24 protein-coding genes are annotated in these 22562 nt (G+C 58.9%); 18 read left to right on the top strand and 6 right to left on the bottom strand.

Going from position 1 to position 22562, the window contains the following annotated elements:
- Positions 1-219: 219 nt before the first annotated feature.
- The gene (locus tag ACE1BR_RS22635; protein ID WP_374874271.1) at positions 220-576 is read left to right on the top strand and encodes a hypothetical protein; all 357 of its coding nucleotides are present in this window, start codon (positions 220-222) and stop codon (positions 574-576) included.
- A 123-nt stretch (positions 577-699) separates the two neighbouring features.
- Here the strand turns inward: ACE1BR_RS22635 and ACE1BR_RS22630 are convergent, their stop codons facing one another.
- Positions 700-1125: a PACE efflux transporter gene (locus ACE1BR_RS22630; protein ID WP_374874269.1), complete on the bottom strand. Its 426-nt coding sequence runs from the start codon at positions 1123-1125 to the stop codon at positions 700-702.
- A 137-nt stretch (positions 1126-1262) separates the two neighbouring features.
- On the opposite strand from ACE1BR_RS22630, the gene ACE1BR_RS22625 reads away from it, so the two are divergent.
- The gene (locus ACE1BR_RS22625) at positions 1263-2144 is read left to right on the top strand and encodes a LysR family transcriptional regulator (protein ID WP_374874267.1); all 882 of its coding nucleotides are present in this window, start codon (positions 1263-1265) and stop codon (positions 2142-2144) included.
- Between the two features lie 6 nt (positions 2145-2150).
- Here ACE1BR_RS22625 and ygfZ read toward each other — a convergent pair whose 3' ends face one another.
- Entirely contained in the window at positions 2151-3059 is a 909-nt protein-coding gene (ygfZ, locus tag ACE1BR_RS22620; protein ID WP_374874265.1) for a tRNA-modifying protein YgfZ, read from the bottom strand.
- A 111-nt stretch (positions 3060-3170) separates the two neighbouring features.
- Here ygfZ and ACE1BR_RS22615 point away from each other — a divergent pair, with 111 nt between their 5' ends.
- Positions 3171-3440 carry a succinate dehydrogenase assembly factor 2 gene (locus tag ACE1BR_RS22615; RefSeq protein ID WP_374874263.1) on the top strand — a complete coding sequence of 90 codons (270 nt, stop codon included), beginning with the start codon at positions 3171-3173 and terminating at the stop codon, positions 3438-3440.
- A 19-nt stretch (positions 3441-3459) separates the two neighbouring features.
- On the top strand, positions 3460-3837 hold the full coding sequence (locus tag ACE1BR_RS22610) for a protein YgfX (protein ID WP_374874307.1): 378 nt from the start codon (positions 3460-3462) through the stop codon (positions 3835-3837).
- 122 nt (positions 3838-3959) lie between these two features.
- On the opposite strand, the gene nadB is transcribed toward ACE1BR_RS22610, so the two are convergent.
- Entirely contained in the window at positions 3960-5567 is a 1608-nt protein-coding gene (nadB, locus tag ACE1BR_RS22605; protein WP_374874261.1) for an L-aspartate oxidase, read from the bottom strand.
- A 182-nt stretch (positions 5568-5749) separates the two neighbouring features.
- On the opposite strand from nadB, the gene rpoE reads away from it, so the two are divergent.
- From rpoE to cysQ, 11 genes are all read left to right on the top strand, one after another.
- Positions 5750-6331 (top strand): RNA polymerase sigma factor RpoE, encoded by a 582-nt coding sequence (gene rpoE, locus ACE1BR_RS22600; protein ID WP_005335411.1) that lies wholly within the window; start codon positions 5750-5752, stop codon positions 6329-6331.
- Between the two features lie 22 nt (positions 6332-6353).
- Complete coding sequence (locus tag ACE1BR_RS22595) at positions 6354-6965, top strand: RseA family anti-sigma factor (RefSeq protein ID WP_374874259.1); 612 nt, start codon at positions 6354-6356, stop codon at positions 6963-6965.
- 21 nt (positions 6966-6986) lie between these two features.
- Positions 6987-7967 carry a MucB/RseB C-terminal domain-containing protein gene (locus ACE1BR_RS22590; protein ID WP_374874257.1) on the top strand — a complete coding sequence of 327 codons (981 nt, stop codon included), beginning with the start codon at positions 6987-6989 and terminating at the stop codon, positions 7965-7967.
- Between the two features lie 94 nt (positions 7968-8061).
- Entirely contained in the window at positions 8062-8523 is a 462-nt protein-coding gene (locus tag ACE1BR_RS22585) for a SoxR reducing system RseC family protein (RefSeq protein ID WP_374874305.1), read from the top strand.
- Between the two features lie 116 nt (positions 8524-8639).
- Entirely contained in the window at positions 8640-10433 is a 1794-nt protein-coding gene (gene lepA, locus ACE1BR_RS22580; protein ID WP_374874255.1) for a translation elongation factor 4, read from the top strand.
- A 3-nt stretch (positions 10434-10436) separates the two neighbouring features.
- Complete coding sequence (gene lepB / locus ACE1BR_RS22575) at positions 10437-11360, top strand: signal peptidase I (protein WP_374874253.1); 924 nt, start codon at positions 10437-10439, stop codon at positions 11358-11360.
- On the top strand, positions 11361-12032 hold the full coding sequence (rnc, locus tag ACE1BR_RS22570; protein WP_374874251.1) for a ribonuclease III: 672 nt from the start codon (positions 11361-11363) through the stop codon (positions 12030-12032).
- Positions 12029-12928, top strand: coding sequence for a GTPase Era (gene era / locus ACE1BR_RS22565; protein ID WP_042062104.1), 900 nt, complete (start codon positions 12029-12031; stop codon positions 12926-12928). The genes rnc and era overlap by 4 nt, the downstream gene beginning before the upstream one ends.
- Positions 12929-13639 (top strand): DNA repair protein RecO, encoded by a 711-nt coding sequence (recO, locus tag ACE1BR_RS22560; protein ID WP_139694230.1) that lies wholly within the window; start codon positions 12929-12931, stop codon positions 13637-13639.
- A gap of 85 nt (positions 13640-13724) precedes the next feature.
- Positions 13725-14462, top strand: coding sequence for a pyridoxine 5'-phosphate synthase (gene pdxJ / locus ACE1BR_RS22555; protein WP_374874248.1), 738 nt, complete (start codon positions 13725-13727; stop codon positions 14460-14462).
- A 201-nt stretch (positions 14463-14663) separates the two neighbouring features.
- The gene (gene cysQ, locus ACE1BR_RS22550; RefSeq protein ID WP_374874246.1) at positions 14664-15446 is read left to right on the top strand and encodes a 3'(2'),5'-bisphosphate nucleotidase CysQ; all 783 of its coding nucleotides are present in this window, start codon (positions 14664-14666) and stop codon (positions 15444-15446) included.
- Between the two features lie 88 nt (positions 15447-15534).
- On the opposite strand, the gene ACE1BR_RS22545 is transcribed toward cysQ, so the two are convergent.
- The 3 genes from ACE1BR_RS22545 to ACE1BR_RS22535 all read right to left on the bottom strand — a co-directional run bounded on the left by ACE1BR_RS22545 (position 15535) and on the right by ACE1BR_RS22535 (position 18021).
- On the bottom strand, positions 15535-15831 hold the full coding sequence (locus ACE1BR_RS22545; RefSeq protein WP_069556199.1) for a YciI family protein: 297 nt from the start codon (positions 15829-15831) through the stop codon (positions 15535-15537).
- A gap of 24 nt (positions 15832-15855) precedes the next feature.
- Positions 15856-16407: a septation protein A gene (locus ACE1BR_RS22540; protein ID WP_263718680.1), complete on the bottom strand. Its 552-nt coding sequence runs from the start codon at positions 16405-16407 to the stop codon at positions 15856-15858.
- Positions 16408-16497: 90 nt separating this feature from the next.
- Positions 16498-18021 (bottom strand): aminotransferase class V-fold PLP-dependent enzyme, encoded by a 1524-nt coding sequence (locus ACE1BR_RS22535; RefSeq protein ID WP_374874243.1) that lies wholly within the window; start codon positions 18019-18021, stop codon positions 16498-16500.
- A 174-nt stretch (positions 18022-18195) separates the two neighbouring features.
- Here ACE1BR_RS22535 and ACE1BR_RS22530 point away from each other — a divergent pair, with 174 nt between their 5' ends.
- The 3 genes from ACE1BR_RS22530 to ACE1BR_RS22520 form a co-directional block, all read left to right on the top strand.
- A complete protein-coding gene (locus tag ACE1BR_RS22530; RefSeq protein WP_374874241.1) occupies positions 18196-18831 on the top strand; it encodes a hemolysin III family protein in 636 nt (211 codons plus the stop codon).
- Between the two features lie 117 nt (positions 18832-18948).
- Positions 18949-20610 carry a putative transporter gene (locus ACE1BR_RS22525; protein WP_374874239.1) on the top strand — a complete coding sequence of 554 codons (1662 nt, stop codon included), beginning with the start codon at positions 18949-18951 and terminating at the stop codon, positions 20608-20610.
- A gap of 231 nt (positions 20611-20841) precedes the next feature.
- The coding region (locus ACE1BR_RS22520) for a retention module-containing protein (protein WP_374874237.1) at positions 20842-22562 on the top strand (1721 nt) is incomplete at its 3' end.

Raw genomic sequence — 22562 nt, 5'->3', positions numbered from 1 at the left:
GGATCTTCACCTCGATGGGGTAAACCGGAGGGCTCCTGCGTAGTGTGAACGTGGAAAAGAGCCCGAAAATCAGCGGCTACTATACCCCAGAGCTGCTTCAAATAGCATCTGTCGCCATTTGTGAGCCAGCGCCAAAAATGAGGGGGGGCATGAGATAGACGCTATCGGGGGGACAGGGCAGAATGAGCTGGCTTGTACCCTATCGACGTAAGGAAATGTATGACCCAACAGAATGAGCAGCAGAGAAACCGCATGTTGAGCCTGCTGCGCGAAGGTGAGCGCCGCATGTTGGTTCAACTGGCCGGGCTGCTGCGCAACACCGCCGATGAAATCAATGCCGAGCTGGAGAAAGAGGAGCTGATGGGAACCCTGGAGCAGCCCATCACGGTGGAGTATCTCAATGGCGTGGTGCAGCACCATCTGTTCGAGCGCAAGCACAAGGGGGATATGGCGGTAGCCCAGCAGATCCTGAGCGACTATCAAAGCGAGCTGGAAGCGCTGCAAGCCGCTCAGGCTCAGCCGGAGGAGGCGACGGTTGCTGACGAGGGGGATGAAGCACTCAAGGCTCAGGCCTGAATCTTTTCCTTTCCCCCCTCCTGCAAGTTGCCTTCGCCCCTCTCCCGGCACCATCATCCTTGTCATGATGGTGCCTTGCTTTAGCACCTCGCCAGAGGCTTATCTCATCCGGTCTGACTGCCCTTATTGTGCGACGGCACGGGGGATAGGGAAAATCTTGTCGTAGCTCAGGTTGTAGAAGAAGGCATAAATCAAATAGAAGATCGCAAAGCCCAGATCCAGGAAGAAGGCCTCCAGCACCGTAATGCCAAGCCACAGAGACATGATTGGCATGGCGGCCAGCAATAACCCCCCCTCGAAACCAATGGCATGGATCACCCGCTGCCACATGGTCTTGTGGGTATGGCCCTGATACTTCTGCAGCAGTTTGTCGACGCCGATGTTGTAGATGTAGTTCCAGGCGGTAGCCAGCAGGGAGAAGAAGATCGCCAATGGTCCCATATGGCTAAGGTGAATGCCTGTGGCCCAGCTGGCAAGCGGGGCGGCAATGAACAGGCCCATCAGTTCAAAGCCGATAGCATGGCGCAGGCGGTCGTTACGGGTACGCATAAATGACTCTCTTTAGCAGGTGTGTTAACAAATTACCGGCTCAATCTATCGCCTTTTGGTAATGGATTCACGTTGGTATCTATCGCTAAAATAGATGGATTAGTCTGCCAACCGGGCTCATACAGGGGAGTAACAGGATGAATCCATCGCTGGAACCACTCAAAATCTTGCTGGCCGCTGCCGAGACCGGCTCCTTTTCTGCCGCCGCTCGCAAGTTGGGCAAAGCGCAATCGGTAGTGAGCAGCGCCATCGCCAATCTGGAGATTGATCTGGGGCTGACCTTGTTCGACCGGGGTGGCCGTTATCCGCAGCTGACCGAGGCGGGGGCGCGCATGGTGCAGGAGGCGGCCATTTTGCTGGCCCAGAGTGAGCGGTTGCAGGCCATTGCCGGGGAGCTGGCGGCGGGAGTGGAGTCGCGTCTCACCCTGGCCATCGACGATGATTCCCATCTGCCCTGGCTGGGTACTCTGCTGGAGGAGTTTGCCACCCGCTACCCCACGGTGGAGCTGGAGCTGCTCTTCCCGCTGATGGAGGATGTGACCGAGATGCTGGTAACCGGCCGCGCCCAGCTTGGCATCAGCTATCAGAAAGTGCATCCCCAGCGGGAGATCGTCGCCCGTTCCCTTGGAGAAGTCGCGATGCCGCTGGTGGTCTCCCCCGAACACCCGTTGGCACGCAAGCGGCCGCTGCGGGAAGTTGATCTGCAAGGGGCGCGTCAGCTGATGGTCACCGGACGACGGGAAGGTGCTGAGCGTCAGCGCTTTCGTATCTCGGCTCAGGTGTGGTGGGTCGAGGGGGATCTCGGGGTGCTGGAATTGGTCAAGCGAGGGCTGGGTTGGTCCGCCATTCCGGAATTTCTGCTGCATCAGCCGCTGAAGCGGGGCGAAGTAGTGGTGCTGGAGCCGGACTTTATCGCCAGCCACGCGCTGGCGCTGGAGCTGCAGTGGCATCGCGCCCGCCCGCTGGGGCAGGCGGGGCACTGGCTGAAGGAGGCACTGCTGGCGCGGGTGCCTCGCTAGCCGAGCTTACTCGACCAGTTCGTAAGGCAGGGGTTGCAGGGTGAGGCGGGAGCCTTCGTCCTGCTTGAGGCGGAATTGGGCGTCAGCCTCGGTATCTTTCGGCAGTACGGCGGTGAGCCACACCTGACCCTGATGCTGCCAGACGTTGAGCACCATGCCGCTGCGACGCCAGTTGTCACCGAGCTGGATCTCCAGCGTGTCGCCACTGGCAGCCGGTTCGCCGGTGTTGCCAGCCAGCAGGAACAGGGCACGGTTGTTGGCGCCGCGATACTTGGCGCGAGCCACTGTCTCCTGCCCCATGTAGCAGCCCTTGTTGAAGCAGATACCGTCGAGTGCCTGCAGGTTGAGCATCTGCGGGATGAACTCGCCCTGATGCACTGCCTCCATGTGCGGCAGACCGGCCTTGATCTCGAGACCCCACCATAGGGATTCGTCACCCGCCGGCAGCACGTCGGCTTGCTCACTGCTCACCAGCAGCCAGCGATCCTGCTCGATCTTCACCGCCATGCCGCCAGGGACCAGGCCGCTCTGCTCCAGACCAAACTGCGCGGCGATCCATGCATCGGTACCCTTGCCTGCCAGACCGGTGGCGTGGCGCTGGTCGGCGGCAATCTCGACCTTGGAGAAGACGGCGAACTTCTTCAGCTCCGGCAACTGGCGCTCCAGTACCGAAGGCGTGGTCAGCAGCAGCAAGCTCTCTTCAAGGCAGAGCAGGCGAAAATCGCTCCACAGCTTGCCCTTGGGATCACAGTGGCCACCCAGTGTGCTCTGCCCCGGCTGCAGCGCGTTGACATCACAGGTGACCTGACCTTGCAGATATTTGGCTCGCTCTTCGCCGCTGATGCGGGTGATGGCAATGTTGGTCAGGGCGAAGCGGGTCGGTTCGGCAGGAAAAACAGGCGGTTGCAGGCTCACGATGGCATTCCAGAGAGAAAGTATGTGAGCTGCATGGTAAAGACGTAACTAATGTTTGTCAGCCGGAAAATCGAGCTGGTACCATCCTCGGGTCTTTGTAAGGAGAGTTCCATGTTGAGCCCAGTTGAAAAATCCCGCCTGAAGTGGGCCTGCCGTCGTGGCATGCTCGAGCTGGATGTGATCTTTATGCCCTTTTTCGAACACGAGTTCGACTCCCTGAACGACGCCGATCAGCAGACCTTTATCCGCCTGCTGGCGAGCGATGATCCGGACTTGTTCCGCTGGACCATGGGTCACGCAGTGCCAGCCGATCCCGCCTTCAGCACCATGATCACGATGATCCTGGCGCGCAATCAGGCTCGTCACGACCGCCAGGCTTAAGGCCGTGGAGCGGGTGATCATCCCGGTTCACCCCTCCCGCCACCAGCGCTACTGGCTGGTGGCCCTCTTTCTGTTGCTGCTCTGGCCGATCAGCGGTCTCATCACTGATTGGCAGTGGGGGCTGTTGCTGCCCGTCTGGTTGCTGGCGCTTGCCCTGAGCTGGCGGGCGTTGTCCCGTACCCCGTTCGAGCTGGAGTGGGACGGCCAGTGGCTGCGCTGGCAGGAACGCGCTTATCGGCTTGGCAAAAAGAGCCGCATTCTGCCCGGCGTGTTGCGTCTTGAGCTGCATCCCGAGCAGGGGCGTGCCAGTGCTCTCTGGCTCTTCGCCGATGCGCTCGCTCCCGACCACTACCGCCTGCTGGCTCGGGCAATCAACTTTCCCGCTGACCGGCGCTGAGCGCTCTCATCCCTTTTCCCGTAACCTTTTTGCATGAGCAAGGAACTAGGTGGCGCTTTGTCCGGATGGCCCTAAAAAATGACCCCGCCGAAGCGGGGTCATTGGTATGGCAGGAGAGGGGCTCAATCCCGTTCCGGGGTCAGCACTGTCGGTTTGGAGTCCGGCAGCATATCCGGATGATCCAGGTTGTAGTGCAGGCCGCGAGACTCCTTGCGCTGCAGGGCGCAGTTGACGATAAGCTCGGCCACCTGCAGCAGGTTGCGCAGCTCCAGCAGGTTGTTGGAGACCCGGAAGTGGGCGTAGTACTCCTGCACCTCCTGCTTGAGCAAGTCGATGCGGCGTTTGGCACGGGCCAGACGCTTGTTGGTGCGCACTATCCCCACGTAGTCCCACATCATCAACCGCAGCTCATGCCAGTTGTGCTGGATCACCACCAGTTCGTCGGAGTCTTCCACCTTGCTCTCGTCCCACACTGGCAGGCGCGGTGGCTCGACGCTCATCGGCAGCTTGGCCAGAATGTCGGCCCCCGCCTGCTGGGCGTAGACCACGCATTCGAGCAGGGAGTTGGAGGCCATCCGGTTGGCACCGTGCAGACCGGTGTAGGTCACTTCGCCGATGGCGTAGAGGCCGGGGATATCGGTCTGGCCGTTGTTGTCGATCATCACGCCACCACAGGTGTAGTGAGCAGCAGGCACGATGGGCATCGCCTCCTTGGTGATGTCGATGCCGACCGCGAGGCAGCGCTCATAAATGGTCGGGAAGTGCTTGATGATGAAATCGGCCGGTTTGTGGCTGATATCCAGATACATGCAATCAGCCCCGAGTCGCTTCATCTCGTGGTCGATGGCGCGAGCGACGATATCCCGCGGTGCCAGCTCTGCTCGCTCGTCAAACTCCGGCATAAAGCGGCTGCCGTCCGGGCGGCGCAGATAGGCCCCCTCGCCACGCAGCGCTTCGGTCAGCAGGAAGTTGGGATCGTCGGGGTGGAACAGGCTGGTGGGGTGGAACTGGTTGAACTCCAGATTTGCCACCCGGCAACCGGCGCGCCATGCCATGGCGATACCATCGCCAGAGCTCACATCCGGGTTGGAGGTGTACTGGTAGACCTTGGAGGCGCCGCCGGTAGCCAGCGCCACGAAGCGGGCGCGGACTACCTCGACCTGTTCGGCGTTGCGGTTCCAGACGTAGGCTCCCAGCACCTTGTTGCCCGGCAGGTTGAGCTTGCGGGTGGTGATGAGGTCGACCGCGTTGAAGCGCTCCATCAGCTGGATATTGGGGTGGGCCCGCACCTGATCGATCAGGGTGAGCTGCACTGCCTTGCCGGTCGCATCTGCCGCGTGGAAGATGCGGCGATGGCTGTGGCCCCCTTCCCGGGTCAGGTGATACTGGGATTCACCGTCGGCATTCTCCTCCTGATCGAAGGGAACGCCTTGCTGGATGAGCCACTTGATCGACTCGCGGGCGTGGCGGGCGGTGAACTCCACCACGGCCGGGTCACACAACCCGGCCCCGGCGTTGAGCGTGTCGCTCACGTGGGATTCGATGCTGTCGGTTTCGTCGAAAACGGCAGCGATGCCTCCTTGCGCATAGAAAGTGGCCCCTTCACTGATGGGCCCCTTGCTCAGAACCAGGACTTTAGCCTGATCTGCCAATCGCAACGCGAGAGTCAGACCGGCGGCACCGCTGCCAATGATCAGTACGTCGCAAAGGTATTCAACACTTGCTTTCATAAGTATCATTGGCCTGGATTAAGAACTGGCCCCATGGTAGCCCAAGCGGGGGTCAGGATGCAGCTTGCTCTACATTTTTTTCAATAGAAGTGAACTTTCTCTGATTCTCCCTGTCTGAATTTGTGCGCTTAGGAAGGGCCGGAAAAGAAGAACGATAACCTGATGGGGGTTTTACGGCTCTGATGAGCGACCAGAATCTACTGGACGAACAGCTGGTTGAACGGGTCCAGCGCGGCGATAAAGCAGCTTTCAACCTGTTGGTTAAAAAATACCAGCATAAGGTGGTCAACCTGGTTGCCAGGTATGTCAACAATCCCGGAGATGTGCCTGATGTGGCGCAAGAGGCCTTTATAAAAGCCTACCGGGCATTGCCGACATTCCGCGGCGAGAGTGCTTTTTATACCTGGTTGTACCGAATTGCCGTGAACACGGCGAAGAATTATCTGACCTCCCAGGGGCGCAGGCCGCCCAGCAGTGATGTGGAGGCTGACGAAGCGGAGTCTTATGGCGGTGGTGAAGCCTTGCAAGAGGTCTCAACCCCGGAAAACCTGGCGCTGACTGACGAGATCAAACGCACCGTGTTTTCAGCCATAGAGGCATTGCCGGAAGACCTGAGGACAGCGATCACCCTTCGCGAACTGGAAGGGCTGAGCTACGAAGAGATTGCCGAAATCATGGATTGCCCAGTGGGTACGGTCAGATCCCGTATCTTCCGGGCGAGGGAAGCAATCGACAAAAAGCTGCAACCTCTGATCGAGAATTAACTGGGGAAAGACGGGTTAACTTATGGCAAACAAAGAGCAAATCTCTGCCCTGATGGATGGTGACCTGAGTGACGCAGAGGTACTGAACGAGCTGGAGATGGACTCCGACTTGCAAGCTACCTGGGGTCGTTACCACCTGATTGGCGATGCCATGCGGGGTGACCAGCCGGTCAATCTGCAACTGGATCTCAGCGACAGCATCATGGCTGCGCTGGAGGATGAGCCTACCATACTGGCACCCAAGCCGGTTGAGGTTACGCCTGTGCTGCAACCGACCGCAGCGCCGGTCAAGACTGATTCCAATGATTCCAATGTTGTGCCGCTGTTTCGCCGAATTGGCCAGCAACTGGGGCAATATGCCATTGCAGCCTCTGTTGCCGCCGCCGTCATCTTCGGGGTGCAGCATTATCAGGGGCAGGATGGCGTGCCGACCAACCCGGTGCTTAATACCATTCCCATTGGTGGCAGTGCCGCTCCAGTGAGTGTTCATTACCCGCAACAGGATGGTGCTCGTGCTCGCCAGCAAGGATTGACCGAGCAGCAGATGCAGGAGCAGCGCGAACGGATCAACGCCTTCCTGCGTGATCACCAGTTACAACAGCGCCTGTTGCAAGACAGACAGAGCCAACAATAACGAATCGTCAGGGATCCCAACGTGCGCCAGTCCAGCCGTATTTTGCTGGCCTCTCTCCTGCTGATCAGTGCCAAGGCCTCGGCCGACGATAAGTCGGCCGAGGCCTTGTTGCAGCAGATGCAGAGTGCCGTTCATCAACAGAATTTCGAGTTGTCCATGGTCAAGGCCCGTCAGGGGCGTCTTGAGCCGATCCGCATCAGTCATGCCGTGATCGATGGCAAGGAGGTGGCCCACCTCAGCTACCTCGATGGCAAGGCGATCGAATATCTGCAGCGTCAGGATGAATACACTTTTTTTGAAAACAGCCACGAACCCTACACCCTGAAGGATGCCCGTTTTCCCGGCATCTGGTCGACCCTGGTGAGGATGCCCTTGGCGCAGGTGCTGAAGAGCTATGACTCCGTACTGGCTGGCCGTAGCCGGGTTGCCGGTGTGGTTGCGCAGGTGGTGAGGCTGGTGCCTAAAGAGGCCGACAAGTACGGCTTCGTGCTGTGGATCGATGAGCAGAACCACTTGTTGCTGCGGGTCGACATGGTGGAGCGGGAAGGCAATCTGGTGGAGCAGGTGTTGGGGGTGGATCTGGAGCTGCAGAGCAAACCGGCGCCCTGGCTGGTGACCCTGGCCAACAGTAAACAACCGGATGCGTTGGCGCTGGAGGATGCTTACCCCGCGCCGCAGCAGGTGTTGAACTGGCAGATCACCTGGCTGCCCGATGGCTTCAAGGTACTGTCGCAAGACCGCCACCAGCTGGTGACCACCAGTATGCCGGTGGATTACATGATGCTCTCCGACGGACTGGTGGATCTCTCGGTCTATGTCTCCCGGGTCGATCCCAAGCAGGCGGTGCGTCAGCAATTGATCCGTCAGGGGGCGACGTCACTGGTGAGCTACGTCAACGAGGTGGGGGTCGAGATCACCGTGGTCGGTGAGGTGCCGGCCGAGACCGCCAAGCGTATCGCCGAGTCGGTGCAGCCGCTGACCCGCAACGAAGCGGTTCAATAACGGCGTGGACTTCGGGTTGCTCCGGCTTGCCGAAGAGGGCAAGCCGTGTTCAGATCTGCTTATTGTGTGAACCCGAGGTGTTGCCGTGAACGAGATGAGTGAAGAGCTGGCGACCGTGGTGGCCATTGAAGGAGACCATGCCTGGGTGGAGTGCGAACGGCGTTCCGCCTGTAGTGGCTGCCAGCAGCAATCCAGTTGCGGTACCGGCACTGTGGCCAAGGCGTTTCCTCTGAAAGCTCCCCGCTTGCGGGTCAGGTTGACCGCCGAGGTGAGCGTCGGCCAGCAAGTGAGGCTCGGCATCCCGCAGGAGAGTCTGTTGCGCGGGGCTGCGATGGTCTATGTGCTGCCGCTGTTCTGCCTGTTGGCGGGGGCTCTGTTGGGACAACTCTGGCTGGCACCACTGCTCTCGGGCGGGGAGGGGATCACCATCCTCTGTTGCCTGCTGGGGTGCGTGCTGGGTTTTTTACTGGTTCGTTACTTTTCCAACCGCCTGGATCAGGGGCGCTACGGCCCGCAGATGCTTGGCGTCGTCGTTCCTGTCCGCATCCTCCCCTGACTGAACAGGCGCTATTTCACTGGCGCTGGCGACTAAAGAATGGCCGTCAGCCGGGTTATCCAGTAAAATCGCGCCTCCATAACTGACCTTAACCAATTTTGAGTGACTCTTGCTCGATGAAACACATTCGTAACTTTTCGATTATTGCGCACATCGACCACGGTAAATCGACCCTGTCGGACCGTCTGATCCAGACTTGCGGTGGCTTGTCCGACCGCGAGATGCAGGCTCAGGTGCTTGACTCCATGGATCTGGAGCGCGAGCGCGGCATTACTATCAAAGCACAGAGTGTGACCCTGAACTACCAGGCACAAGACGGTAACACCTACCAGCTGAACTTTATCGACACCCCGGGCCACGTGGATTTCTCCTACGAGGTCTCCCGCTCTTTGGCGGCCTGTGAAGGGGCGCTGCTGGTGGTGGATGCCGGCCAGGGGGTTGAGGCACAGACTCTGGCCAACTGCTACACCGCCATGGAAATGGAGCTGGAAGTGGTGCCGGTGCTGAACAAGATTGACCTGCCTGCGGCAGAACCGGAGCGGGTTGCCGAAGAGATCGAAGACATCGTCGGCATCGATGCGATGGACGCGGTACGCTGCTCCGCCAAGACCGGCCTCGGTGTCGATCTGGTGCTGGAAGAGATCGTTGCCCGCATCCCGGCTCCGGAAGGTGATCCGGATGCCCCGCTGCAGGCGTTGATCATCGACTCCTGGTTCGACTCCTATCTGGGCGTCGTCTCTCTGGTGCGGGTCAAGAACGGTTCGCTGAAGAAGAACGACAAGATCAAGGTGATGAGCACCGGCCAGGTATGGGGTGTCGATCGTATCGGTATCTTCACGCCCAAGCAGGTGGATACCCAGGGTCTGGGTTGCGGCGAGGTAGGTTGGGTTGTCTGCGGTATCAAGGACATCCACGGCGCGCCGGTGGGCGATACCCTGACTCAGGCCAAGAACGGTGCTGACAAGGCGCTGGCCGGTTTCAAGAAGGTGAAGCCGCAGGTTTATGCCGGTCTGTTCCCCATCTCCAGCGATGATTATGAGTCGTTCCGTGACGCACTCGACAAGCTCTCCCTGAACGATGCCTCCCTGTTCTTCGAACCGGAGAGCTCCACTGCGCTGGGCTTCGGCTTCCGTTGCGGCTTCCTCGGCATGTTGCACATGGAGATCATTCAGGAGCGTCTGGAGCGTGAATACGATCTGGATCTGATCACCACGGCGCCGACCGTGGTGTATGAAATCGAGCTGAACAACGGCGAGACCATCCATATCGACAGTCCGGCAGCGATGCCTGCGGTCAACAATATCAAAGAGATGCGTGAGCCGATCGCCGAGTGTCATATCTTGCTGCCGCAGGAGTACATGGGCAACGTGATCACCCTCTGTATCGAGAAGCGTGGCGTGCAGACCAACATGGTCTATCACGGCAAGCAGGTGGCGCTGACCTATGAAATCCCGATGGCGGAAGTGGTGCTCGATTTCTTCGACCGCCTGAAATCCACCAGTCGCGGTTATGCCTCACTGGATTACGGCTTCAAGCGCTTCGAAACCTCTGACATGGTCCGTCTGGACATCATGATCAACGGTGAGCGGGTCGACGCGCTGGCCATCATCACCCACAAGGACAATGCCCAGTATCGCGGTCGCCAGGTGGTTGAGAAGATGCGCGAGCTGATTCCGCGCCAGATGTTCGACATCGCTATTCAGGCTTCCATCGGCAACCAGATCATCGCTCGCAGCACCGTCAAGGCACTGCGTAAGGACGTAACCGCCAAGTGTTACGGTGGTGACGTGAGCCGGAAGAAAAAGCTGCTGAACAAGCAGAAAGAAGGTAAAAAGCGGATGAAGTCCGTCGGCCGTGTCGACGTGCCGCAGGAAGCCTTCCTCGCAATTCTCCACGTCGGAAAGGATTAATAGATGGCAAGCACGTTTTCCCTGATCCTGGTGGTGGTCTGCGCGATCACCGGTGTTATCTGGTGTCTGGACAAGATGATTTGGTCCAAACAGCGAGCCGCCAAAATTGCCGTGGCCCGTGCCCATGGCGGCGCTCATCTGGATGACAAAACCCTGGCCAAGGTGGCCCCCGTGCCGGTCTGGATTGAACAGACTGCCGGGGTCTTCCCGGTCATCACCTTTGTGCTGATCCTGCGTTCGTTCATCTTTGAACCGTTCCAGATCCCGTCAGGCTCCATGATGCCCACTCTGTTGGTGGGCGACTTCATCCTGGTGGAGAAGTTTGCCTACGGTCTGCGGGATCCGGTGACCAACACCAAGTTCCTTGAGACCGGCGAGCCAAAGCGTGGCGATGTGGTGGTGTTCAAGTATCCGCTGGATCCTCGCGTGGACTACATCAAGCGAGTGGTCGGCATGCCGGGTGATCGGGTCATCTATCGCAACAAGGAGCTGATGCTTCGGCCCAAGTGCGAAGAGCAGGAAGGGAAAACGTGCCCGGGCTTCCAGAAGCTCGATGTCAAGTTTGAACAAAGAGGCGAATTTACCCAGATGGGGATCCCCCTTGATCGCTATACCGAGCAGCTGGGTGATGTCTCCCACGAGACCCTGCGCAACCCGCTGATGCCCGATCTGGTTGGCCGTTACTATCGTCAGCCCGGCACCTATCCTGATGAGTGGGTAGTACCGGAAGGGCAATACTTCGTGATGGGCGACAACCGTGACAACAGTACCGACAGCCGTTTCTGGGGCTTTGTGCCCGAGCAGAATCTGGTCGGCAAGGCGGTCGCTATCTGGATAAGTTTTGAATTCGAGCGCGAAGAGGGCTCCCTGCTGCCGAGTTGGGTACCGACAGGGGTGCGCTTCAACCGCATTGGCGGAATCAAGTAAATGAATATCAAGATGAACAGACTGCAGTCCCGTCTCGGGCATGTTTTTGCGGATCTGGAACTGCTGACCCGGGCGCTGACTCACCGCAGCGCCGGTTCCCGTCACAATGAGCGACTGGAATTTTTGGGCGACTCCATTTTGAGTCTGGTGATTGCCGACGATCTCTTCCACCGCTTCCCGCAAGCGGCGGAAGGGGATCTCAGCCGGATGCGTGCCACCCTGGTGCGCGAGAAGACCCTGGCCGAGCTGGGCCGGGAGTTTGACCTCGGGGATCACCTGATCCTCGGCCCCGGCGAACTGAAGAGCGGCGGTTTTCGCCGCGAATCCATTCTGGCCGACACGGTCGAGGCGGTGATCGGTGCCGTCTATCTGGATACCAATCTTGAGACGGTGCGGACACTGTTGCTGAGCTGGTACGCCAGCCGCCTGGATGAAATCAAGCCCGGCATCGAGCAGAAAGATCCCAAGACCCGTCTGCAAGAAATTTTGCAGGGAAGCCGCAAATCCCTGCCGACCTACACCGTGACCAACGTCAAGGGTGAGGCCCACAACCAGGAGTTCACCGTCCAGTGTGACGTGGAAGGTCTGGATGGTCCGATCAAAGGGGTCGGCACCAGCCGTCGCAAGGCCGAACAGGCCGCAGCGCAGCAAGCATTGGAAAAACTGTCATGACAGATACTACCTACTGCGGCTTTGTCGCCATCGTGGGCCGCCCGAATGTGGGCAAGTCCACCCTGCTCAACAAGCTGCTTGGCCAGAAGGTCAGCATCACCTCGAAGAAGCCCCAGACCACCCGTCACCGGATTTTGGGGATCGACACCGAGGAGAACTATCAGACCATCTATGTCGACACGCCGGGTCTGCACATCGAGGAGAAACGGGCCATCAACCGCCTGATGAACCGCGCCGCCACCAGTTCGCTGGGTGATGTGGCCATGGTGGTGTTCATGGTCGACGGTACCCACTGGACCAAAGACGACGAGATGGTGCTGGGCAAGCTGCGCCATCTCAAGTGCCCGGTGGTGCTGGCGGTCAACAAGATCGACAACGTTAAAGAGAAAGAAGATCTGCTGCCGCACCTCGAGTGGCTGGGTCAACAGATGAACTTTGCCCATATCCTGCCCATCAGTGCCGAGAAGGGCACCAACGTGGAGAAGATCCGCGAGTGGGCCAAGGATCTGCTGCCAGAGAACAACTTCTTCTTCCCGGAAGATTACGTGACCGACCGCTCGTCCCGTTTCATGGCCTCCGAAATCATCCGTGAGAAGCTGATGCGCTTCACCGGCGAGGAGCTGCCCTACTCGGTGACGGTGGAGATCGAACGCTTCAAGGTGGAAGAGAACGGCCTCTACCACATCCACGGCCTGATCCTGGTCGAGCGCGATGGTCAGAAGAAGATGGTCATCGGCAACAAGGGCGAGAAGATCAAGACCATCGGCACCGAAGCGCGCCTCGACATGGAACGACTGTTCCAGAACAAGGTGCATCTCGAGCTGTGGGTCAAGGTCAAGTCCGGCTGGGCTGATGACGAGCGCGCCCTGCGGAGCCTCGGATATGGTGATGACTGATTGCTGAGCCCGGCTTTCGTCATCCATAGCCGGCCCTATCGTGAGACCAGCCAGCTGGTCGAGGTATTCACCCAGGATAGTGGCCGCTTTACCCTGGTGGCTCGCGGTTCTCGCGGGCCACGCTCCCCTCTCAAGGGGCTGCTGCAACCCTTTACTCTGCTCACCATCGCCTGGCGCGGCAAGGGGGATCTCAAGAATCTCACCCAGGTCGAGTGCCCCGACCACTCCCTGCGCCTCGGCGGCGATCGCCTCTTCTACGGCCTCTATCTCAACGAGCTGGTCTACTACCTGCTGGAAGCCCATACCCCGTTCCCCGAAGTGTTCGACGCCTATGCCCGTGCCATCATGGCGCTGGCCGATGGCGAGACGCCGGAGCTGCCGCTGCGCCGCTTCGAGTTCCTGCTGTTGCAGGCGTTGGGCTATGCGGTGGATTTCGAATACACGGCGGACGACGAGTCGCCCATCGAGCCGACCCTGCTCTATGGCTTTGAGCGTGAATTGGGCTTTGTTGCTTGCGAGCGGGCGCCGGATCCCCGTACCCTGTTTCTCGGTGCCCACCTGCTCGCCTTTGCCGAGGGACGTTTCGATACCCCTCCCTTGCTGCAGGCGGCCAAACGTTTCAGCCGACTGGCGCTGCAACCCTATCTGGGCAAGCGCCAGTTAAAGAGCCGGGAGCTGTTTTTAAAACGCAAAGCCAGCATGCAAGGCTGACACAGATTACAGACATACGGATATTTGGCGCGGGGTGATTCGCTGACCGCGCAGTCAACAGATGAAGAGTTTCAAGGAGTTCTCAATGAGTGCAATCTATCTGGGTGTGAACATCGACCATATCGCCACCCTGCGCAACGCCCGCGGCACCCAGTATCCGGATCCGGTACAGGCCGCTTTTGTCGCTGAACAGGCGGGGGCCGATGGCATCACCGTGCATCTGCGTGAAGATCGCCGCCACATCACCGACCGTGACGTGGAGATCCTGCGCCAGACCATCCAGACCAGAATGAACCTGGAGATGGCGGTGACCGAGGAGATGGTCGGCATCGCCTGCCGCATCAAGCCCCACTTCGTCTGTCTGGTACCTGAGAAGCGCACCGAAGTGACCACCGAGGGTGGTCTGGACGTGGCCGGCCAGCTGGCCAAGGTGACTGATGCCGTGGCCCGTCTCTCTGCCGTGGGTGCTCAGGTATCCCTCTTTATCGATGCCGACCCAATCCAGATCGATGCAGCTGCCGAGAGTGGCGCTCCCTTTATCGAGATCCATACCGGCCGCTACGCCGATGCCACCACAGATTCCGAGCGCAACGCCGAGTTCAAGCGCATCGCCGCTGGCGCCTCCTATGCCGCTGGCAAGGGGCTCAAGGTTAATGCTGGCCACGGTCTCCACTACCACAACGTCAAGGCTATTGCCGCCATCCCCGAGCTCTATGAGCTCAACATCGGTCACGCCATCATCGGCCGCGCCGCCTTCGACGGTCTGGCCAAGGCCGTGAGCGACATGCGCCTGTTGATGCAGGAAGCCCGTCAGGGGATCTGATCCGCCTGATAGACCTGCTGCCTGAGACAGGTCGCCAGAAACAACAAGGGACGCCACGGCGTCCTTTGTTGTTTCTGGCTCTGTTCACTTAAGCGAATGGCCTGATGGCTTCCGCGCCGTAATAACCCAGCACAATCAGCTATAAGCAGTTGATGTCAAAAAAGTTACACTGGTTGACCCTGTGAGCTGGACGAGATTGTTATGGCGCATCCCCTGTATCACCCCGATATCACCGACCTTGAACCTGTCGCCCGCGCGGCGGGGGCGGCCATCATGGCCATCTACAGCCAGCCCTTCGCGGTGGAGTACAAGAGCGACGAGAGTCCGCTGACTGCTGCCGACAAGGCGGCGCATGAGGTGATCGTTCAGGCGTTGGCACGGCTGACTCCCTACATCCCCGTATTGTCGGAGGAGTCGGGGCCTGAGGTGATGGCGGCGCGCCACGGCTGGTCTAGCTACTGGCTGGTGGACCCCCTTGACGGCACCAAGGAGTTTGTCTCCCGCAATGGCGAGTTCACCGTCAATATCGCGCTGATTGAGGAGGGGGCACCGCGTTGGGGGCTGGTCTATGCCCCTGTGCTGGACAGGCTCTGGTATGGCGGCAAGGGGCTCGGGGCATGGCGCATCGCCAATGGCAAACGAGAGTCCATCCAGACTCGGCCTCATCGTGAAGGAGAGGCGTGGCGGGTGGTTGGCAGTCGCAACCACCTGTCGCAGGAGACGCTCGATTATCTGGCTCGCTTTGGGGATATGGGACGGGGCGAAATCGAGCTGGTCTCGATGGGCAGTTCACTCAAGTTCTGCATTATTGCCGAGGGGGACGCCGAGCTCTATCCACGCCTAGCTCCGACCTGTGAGTGGGATACCGGTGCGGCGCAGGCGGTGCTGGAAGGGGCGGGTGGCAGCGTCACCCAACTCGATGGCTCACCCCTTGCCTACAACAAGCCCGACATCCTCAACCCCTGGTTTGTCGCCAGAGCGTGACCTTGTCGGTGCGCTGAGCATCGCGCAATAAAAAGAGGCCGGAGCGGGTTGCACACCCGTTCCGGCCTCTTTGCATCTGATGCAGTTTTTAAAAGACCTTCTTGAACGGCTTGATGGTCACTTTGGCATAGACGCCAGCCGCCACATAGGGATCGGCATCGGCCCAGGCCTTGGCGTCAGCCAGTGAGGCAAATTCGGCGATGACGGTGCTGCCGGTAAAGCCGGCATCGGCCGGATCCTCGGCATCTATGGCCGGGTTGGGGCCGGCGGTCAGCAGGCGCCCTTCATCTTGCAGCGCTTGCAGCCGGGCCAGATGGGCGGGACGAACCTGCTTGCGCAGCGGCAGGCTGCCCTGAACATCTTCGGAGTAGATGAGATACCACATGAGAGGATCCTTTTCTGATGAGGGTTATTTTTTCAGCTGCTCTTTTTGATCAGCCGGAATGTGGCGGTAGAGGTAGACACCGCTGAGCAGGGTGAAGATCAGGGTCATGCCCAGCAGGCCGAACACCTTGAAGTTGACCCACATCTCTTGTGGCAGGTTGAAGGCCACATAGAGGTTGAGCAGGCCACAGACGGTAAAGAAGCCGACCCAGCCGAGATTGACCTTGTCCCAGACTGCATCGGGTGCTTGCAGCTCCTTGGCCAGCATCTGTTTGATCAGATTCTTGCCAAAGCCGTAGCGGCTGATGAGCAGACCCAGTGCGAACAGCACGTTGATGACAGTCACTTTCCACTTGATGAAGGTGTCATCGTGGAAGAAGACGGTGAGGCCGCCGAAGAAGCCGACCAGCAGGAAGGTAAACAGCTGCATCTTCTCGACCTTGCGATAGCGGATCCAGCTATAGGCAAGCTGCAGACCGGTTACCACCACCAGTGCGCCGGTCGCCATGTAGATGTCGTAGAACTTGTAGACCGCAAAGAAAACGATAAGTGGAATAAATTCAATAAATTGCTTCATTGTTGGCGCCTAGTCCTCAAAGATGGCCTGCAAATTTTGCCCAGTCTACCTGCAAGGTGGACAACGGCAAATGAATAAGACCGCTCATTTTTAAGCCGGTTCCGCGCTGTCGCCAAACAGTTGGCGAGCAATAGATAGCCCCAGTCGCTGCTGATCGGCCAGCAGGTCGCGGATATGGCGCTCTTCAATCAAGGGGTTGAGCAGCACGGCCCGCAGCAGAGTGAGCTGTTGGGTACCGTAGCGCACCACCGCCCGCTGGGTGCGGGAGACAAAGCTGTGCCCTTCGGCGCGCTGGGCTTTTTGCAGCGCCACGTTGAAGGCGTTGATCTGCTCGTTGGCCGTCTCGTCCAGCGGCTTGCCCTGTAGATGCGGCGGGATGCAGCGGTAGGAGAGCAGGTTCATCACCGGAGCAGACATCAACTCGAAGGCCTGATTGCTGGTGATAAGCTCAGCCATCAGTCTGGCCCGGTCGTAGTTGGCCTCGATAAGGTCGGCATAGCCCTGCTGGCCGAACAACTGGAAGGCGGCATCCAGATAGAGGGCATTGGCCGGGCGGGTACCCTCCAGGGTAAAGCGGCCCTGATCGAACGAGGTGGCACGGATGGCGTAAGGGGCCTCTCGCTTGACCGCCATCATCAGATCGGGCTGGCGGCATAGCAGCATGCCGGTACCGAGCGGTACCAGCAACTGCTTGTGGCCATCCAGGGTGACGGTATCGGCTCGCTCGATCCCGGCCAGCAGGTTTTGATAGCGGGGGGAGAAGAGGGTCGGGCCACCCCAGGCAGCATCCACGTGGAAGTGGATCTGCTCGCGTTCGGCGATGGCCACCAGTTCCGGCAGGGGATCGATGGAGCCAAAGTCGGTGCTGCCCGCCACGCCGACCAGCGCCAGTACTTTCAATTTTTGCTCTTTGCACTGGATCAGCGCCTGCTCCAGCGCGGCCAGACTGAGCCGGTTCTGCTCGTCGGTCTCAAGGCGCCAGACGCTGCGGGCGCCCAATCCCAGCAGATCCATTCCCTTGTCGAAGGAGTAGTGCATCAGCCGCGAGCCCAGAATGACGGCGCCGCGATAGCCCTGCTCATAGAGGGCGAACAGGTTGTCGCCGCAGGCGCGGTTGCGGGCTAGCCAGAGGGCGGTGACGTTGGCGATGGTGCCACCGCTGGTCATGACGCCGAGGGCGGCATCCTTGGCATGCATCTGTTCGCCGTAGAATGCATCGTCCATGCCGTAGATGAGGCGGTGCAGCTTGGCCAGCACTTCCCGCTCCAGAAAGCTGAGCAGGCGGGAGGACTCCATCTTCATCGGATTCTGGTTGAGCATCACCACCAGACGGGAGAGCTCGGCAGTGAAGGTCGGCAATGGTGCCGTCATATGACCCATGTAGCGTGGCGAGGTGAGATGGGATGCGCCGGGTACCAGAGCGGCCAGACGGGTGAGATAGGCCTCGGTCGAGCAGCCGCTGGTGGGCATGCGGGACTGGTCAAGCTGATGGGTGAACAGGTCGCGCTGGTAGGGGGCTTGACTGTCGTCGGAGTGGTGGAAGGTCTCCAGCAAGGTGCTCATCGCCTCGCCAAAGGCGGGATCCGCTTGTGCAAACAGCTCAGTCAACTTCATCAGGTTCTCCAGACCAGGTCACCGGGGTAGGTGTCTATGCCGCTTCTGTCGGGCATCGGCGGCAGAGCATACACCAAAGGATGACGGGTGGCAGCCACCCCATTTTTTAAGCGAACACTTGTACTCTGAAATGGTGCTGGGTAGAGTGAGGCTAATTATTGTGGAGTCGATGTCATGAGTGGTGTGATGGATTATTCCCCCCGGGAGGAGCTGGCCAACCGGCTGAGCCACGGTGCGGGATTGTTGCTTGGTATTGCCGGGCTGGTGTTGCTGCTGATTAAGGGGTGGGGGCAGGGTACGCAGGCGCTGGTGAGCTACAGCCTCTATGGCGGCAGTCTGGTGCTGCTCTATCTCGCCTCGACCCTCTACCACAGCATGGCGGAGGGCAAGGCGCGACGCTGGTGCAAGGTGTTTGATCACTGCGCCATTTATCTGCTGATTGCCGGCACTTATACCCCCTTTCTGCTGGTGGCGCTCGATACGCCGCTGGCGCGCGGGCTGATGGTGGTGATCTGGGGACTGGCGCTGGCCGGGGTGGTGTTCAAGCTGATTTTCATCAATCGCTTCAAGAAGTTGTCGCTGTTTACCTACCTGATGCTGGGTTGGCTGTCGCTGGTGGTCATCTATCAACTCTACATCCATCTGGCTGGTGAAGGATTGCTGCTGCTTGCGGCTGGTGGGCTGGTCTATAGCCTCGGGGTGATCTTCTACGTGGCCAAGCGGATTCCCTACAACCATGCCATCTGGCATCTGTTTGTGATGGGGGGCAGCATTTGTCACTTTATGGCCATTTACGGCTATATCGTTTAATTAACCCTTAATTGGTATTTTTGCTGCACCAAAGGATAAATTCGTGCGTTATCACACAGTTGGCGGCATCGTTTGCTGACAAGCTAAGGACAGTTCAATTCGCAAAGGATGCACACAATGAGTGATATCGCGCTATCCATCAGCATATTGTCGCTGGTGGCAGTGCTAGGGCTCTGGCTAGGAAATTGGCGGGTCTATGGCGTTGGTCTGGGGATTGGGGGGGTGCTGTTCGGCGGCATCATAGTCGGTCACTTTGCCGGGGTGTCCGAGCTCGCTCTGGATGAGCAAACTCTTCATTTTATTCAAGAATTTGGCCTAATCCTGTTTGTCTATACCATCGGCATCCAGGTCGGCCCCGGCTTTTTCTCTTCTCTGCGCAGCTCCGGGCTCAAGCTCAATGCTTTTGCTGCTCTGCTGGTTATCCTGGGCTGCGTTGTTGCTGCCGCTCTTCACCAATTTTTCGATGTCCCCTTGCCGGTGATCCTCGGGGTCTTCTCCGGTGCGGTGACCAATACCCCCTCGCTCGGTGCGGGTCAGCAGATCCTGGCGGAACTGGGTGCTCCACATGGTTCGACGGGGCTGATGGGGATGGGTTACGCAGTTGCCTATCCGTTCGGCATCTGCGGCATTCTATTGACTATGTGGCTGGTCAGGGTCTTCTTTCGCATCAAGATCGACGATGAAGCCGCCCTGTTCGAGCAACAAACCGGCAAGACCAAAGAGAGCTTGCAGACCATCAACATCGCGGTGCGCAACCCCAACATGCACGGCCTGATGCTGAGCGAGATCCCGAGTCTCGACGAGGCTGATGTCATCTGCTCCCGCCTCAAGCGGGGCGACGAGCTGATGGTTCCCAAGCCAGACTCGCGGATTGAATTGGGAGATCTGCTCCATCTGGTGGGCGAGCGCCATGCGCTGCACAAGGTGCTGCTGGTGCTGGGGGAGGAGGTTGAGACCTCGCTCTCGACCCGAGGTACCGACTTGCGCGTCGAGAGGGTGGTGGTGACCAACGAGCAGGTATTGGGCAAGAAAATCCGCGATCTCGACATCAAGCAGCGTTATGACGTAGTGATCTCGCGTCTTAACCGGGCCGGTATCGAGCTGGTTCCGACCAGTCAGACCAGCCTGCAGTTTGGTGACATCCTCAACCTGGTCGGCCGCCTCGATGCCATCGAAGCCGTGACCAATGTGGTCGGTAACGTGCAGCAAAAACTGCAACAGGTGCAGATGTTGCCGGTCTTTATCGGGATTGGTCTTGGCGTGTTGCTTGGATCTATCCCCTTCTATCTACCCGGATTTCCGGCTGCACTCAAGCTGGGTCTGGCGGGCGGGCCGCTGGTGGTGGCGCTGATCCTGTCGCGGATCGGCAGCATCGGCAAGCTCTACTGGTTTATGCCGCCCAGTGCCAACCTGGCGTTGCGGGAGATTGGTATCGTGCTCTTCCTAGCGGTGGTCGGCTTCAAGTCGGGGGCTGGCTTCGTCGATACCCTGGTGAACGGTGATGGCCCGGCCTGGATGCTTTACGGCATGGCGATTACCCTGATCCCGCTGCTGGTGGTCGGGGTGTTGGCACGTCTCTATGGCAAGATGAACTATCTCACCATCTGTGGTTTGCTGGCGGGTTCCATGACTGATCCTCCCGCGCTGGCGTTTGCCAACGCCATGCATCCTACCAGCGGTGCCAGTGCCCTCTCCTATGCCACTGTTTACCCGCTGGTGATGTTCCTGAGGATCATCTCGCCACAGCTGCTGGCTATCATCCTCTGGGCGGGGGCTTAAGGTTCAATCTGACAGGAGTATGAATTTTCATACTCCTGTCATTTTTATATAAATGATTGATAAATTTAGTTTTTACCTTCCTTTTCCTACTGCTTTATACCCTTCTCTCTAGCTGAACGATCTAGCCTCAAATCAGTCTATCCTTTCGAATTTTCGAGCTGGTTATTTGTACTATCAATGTGCACAGTAGGATGTGGCTTTTTGCATGCAAATCAGGATTCAGGAGAGAACATGATTACCAATGCCATTACCTTGGAACAGGGCGTAACCGTAACCCAACTCAAAGGAAAGATTTATCTGCTTGCCGCAGATGGCAGCCGGAAGCTGTTGGTTGAAGGGGATGTACTACCAAAAGGGGCGGTAATTGTCTCTCCGGACGGGGGCAGCTTTATGGGCGGCGACCAGGCGTTCAATGTACAGCCGGCCGGTCAGCCGAGTGAATCAGCCGAAGAGGGGGATGCACCTCAGCTGGCACAAAATGGTGTAGCCGGAACCCCGAGTGATATCAATGCATTGCAACAAGCCATTTTGGGTGGCGCTGACCCGACCAAGGCCTTTGAAGCCTCTGCTGCGGGTGGTGCGCCTGCCGCGGGTGGTGGTGGCGTAGGTGGTGTCGCTGGCGCCAGCGGAAATGGCGGTTTCGTTACCATCGACCGCGTCGGTGATGCCACCATCTCCCAAGCGGGGTTTGATACGACCAATCCAGTCGATACCGGCGTCATCGCCAATGCCTTGCCTGGAACCGACAATCAGTTGATCGACCTCGTGCCGCCGGTGATCACTGTTTCTGCACCTGATAACACCAATGACACTACTCCCACTCTGACTGGTACCACAGATGCTCCGGCTGGCAGTATCGTGACCCTGTTGGTTACCGATGCGAATGGTAATCAGCAAACCCTTATCGCGATAGTCAATCCAAACGGCACTTTCACTGTCGATGTTGTCACGCCCCTGGCTGAGGGCTTTTATACCGTTACGGCCAGTGTCACCGATCCTGCAGGGAATACCGCAGCTGCGACTGATCAGGGGAGTGTGGATATTAATGATCCGGTTGATGCGGTGAGCGACAGTTACGAGGTCAACGAGGATGGCTCGGTGAGCCTGACCCTGCTGGCCAACGACAAGGCGCCGGATGGCGGGCTGAAAATTGTCTCCATCAACGGCGTCGCGCTGACTGGCGGTGTGCAGAGCATTGCGGTGACCAACGGCACCGTGGAGATTGCCGCCGATGGCAGCATGACTTTCAAGCCGAACGAGAACTTCAACGGCGACATCAGCTTTGACTATGTGGCCAAGGACGCTGACGGCGATACCGACAGCGCCACGGTCAGCATCAAGGTGGCGGCCCAGGACGATCCGGTCGATGCGGTCGATGACGAGTACACCGTCAACGAAGATGGCTCGGTGAGCCTGAACCTGCTGGCCAACGACAAGGTGCCGGATGGCGGGCTGAAAATTGTCTCCATCAACAGCGTCGCGCTGACTGGCGGTGCGCAGAGCATTGCGGTGACCAACGGCACCGTGGAGATTGCCGCCGATGGCAGCATGACTTTCAAGCCGAACGAGAACTTCAACGGCGACATCAGCTTTGACTATGTGGCCAAGGACGCTGACGGCGATACCGACAGCGCCACGGTCAGCATCAAGGTGGCTGCCCAGGACGATCCGGTCGATGCGGTAAACGACAGCTACGAGGTCAACGAGGATGGCTCGGTGACCCTGACCCTGCTGGCCAACGACAAGGCGCCGGATGGCGGGCTGGCGATCAAGTCTATCAACGGCGTCGAGCTGACCGGTGGTGCGCAGACCATCGCGGTCCAGGGCGGCAATGTCGTGATTGCGGCGGATGGCAGCATCAGCTTTGTGCCGGGCAAGGACTTCAACGGTGACATCAGCTTTGACTACGTGGCCAAGGACGCTGACGGCGATACCGACACGGCCACAGTCAA

Origin of the sequence: Aeromonas sp. MdU4 (assembly GCF_041929505.1) — a bacterium.
Taxonomy (GTDB): domain Bacteria; phylum Pseudomonadota; class Gammaproteobacteria; order Enterobacterales; family Aeromonadaceae; genus Aeromonas.
This window is presented reverse-complemented; position numbering and strand designations above follow the sequence as displayed.

Bases quoted from the DNA above. Each gene is read 5' to 3' on its own strand.
- ACE1BR_RS22545 (WP_069556199.1), bottom strand. From the start codon at position 15,831: ATGTGGTATCTCATCTACTCCGAAGATGTTCAGGGCAGCCTGCCGCTG.
- nadB (WP_374874261.1), bottom strand. From the start codon at position 5,567: ATGAAAGCAAGTGTTGAATACCTTTGCGACGTACTGATCATTGGCAGC.
- era (WP_042062104.1), top strand. From the start codon at position 12,029: ATGACAGATACTACCTACTGCGGCTTTGTCGCCATCGTGGGCCGCCCG.
- ACE1BR_RS22535 (WP_374874243.1), bottom strand. From the start codon at position 18,021: ATGAAGTTGACTGAGCTGTTTGCACAAGCGGATCCCGCCTTTGGCGAG.
- ACE1BR_RS22615 (WP_374874263.1), top strand. From the start codon at position 3,171: ATGTTGAGCCCAGTTGAAAAATCCCGCCTGAAGTGGGCCTGCCGTCGT.
- rnc (WP_374874251.1), top strand. From the start codon at position 11,361: ATGAATATCAAGATGAACAGACTGCAGTCCCGTCTCGGGCATGTTTTT.
- pdxJ (WP_374874248.1), top strand. From the start codon at position 13,725: ATGAGTGCAATCTATCTGGGTGTGAACATCGACCATATCGCCACCCTG.
- cysQ (WP_374874246.1), top strand. From the start codon at position 14,664: ATGGCGCATCCCCTGTATCACCCCGATATCACCGACCTTGAACCTGTC.
- ACE1BR_RS22595 (WP_374874259.1), top strand. From the start codon at position 6,354: ATGGCAAACAAAGAGCAAATCTCTGCCCTGATGGATGGTGACCTGAGT.
- lepA (WP_374874255.1), top strand. From the start codon at position 8,640: ATGAAACACATTCGTAACTTTTCGATTATTGCGCACATCGACCACGGT.
- rpoE (WP_005335411.1), top strand. From the start codon at position 5,750: ATGAGCGACCAGAATCTACTGGACGAACAGCTGGTTGAACGGGTCCAG.
- ACE1BR_RS22525 (WP_374874239.1), top strand. From the start codon at position 18,949: ATGAGTGATATCGCGCTATCCATCAGCATATTGTCGCTGGTGGCAGTG.
- lepB (WP_374874253.1), top strand. From the start codon at position 10,437: ATGGCAAGCACGTTTTCCCTGATCCTGGTGGTGGTCTGCGCGATCACC.
- ACE1BR_RS22540 (WP_263718680.1), bottom strand. From the start codon at position 16,407: ATGAAGCAATTTATTGAATTTATTCCACTTATCGTTTTCTTTGCGGTC.
- ACE1BR_RS22585 (WP_374874305.1), top strand. From the start codon at position 8,062: ATGAGTGAAGAGCTGGCGACCGTGGTGGCCATTGAAGGAGACCATGCC.
- ACE1BR_RS22630 (WP_374874269.1), bottom strand. From the start codon at position 1,125: ATGCGTACCCGTAACGACCGCCTGCGCCATGCTATCGGCTTTGAACTG.
- ACE1BR_RS22530 (WP_374874241.1), top strand. From the start codon at position 18,196: ATGAGTGGTGTGATGGATTATTCCCCCCGGGAGGAGCTGGCCAACCGG.
- ACE1BR_RS22635 (WP_374874271.1), top strand. From the start codon at position 220: ATGACCCAACAGAATGAGCAGCAGAGAAACCGCATGTTGAGCCTGCTG.
- ACE1BR_RS22625 (WP_374874267.1), top strand. From the start codon at position 1,263: ATGAATCCATCGCTGGAACCACTCAAAATCTTGCTGGCCGCTGCCGAG.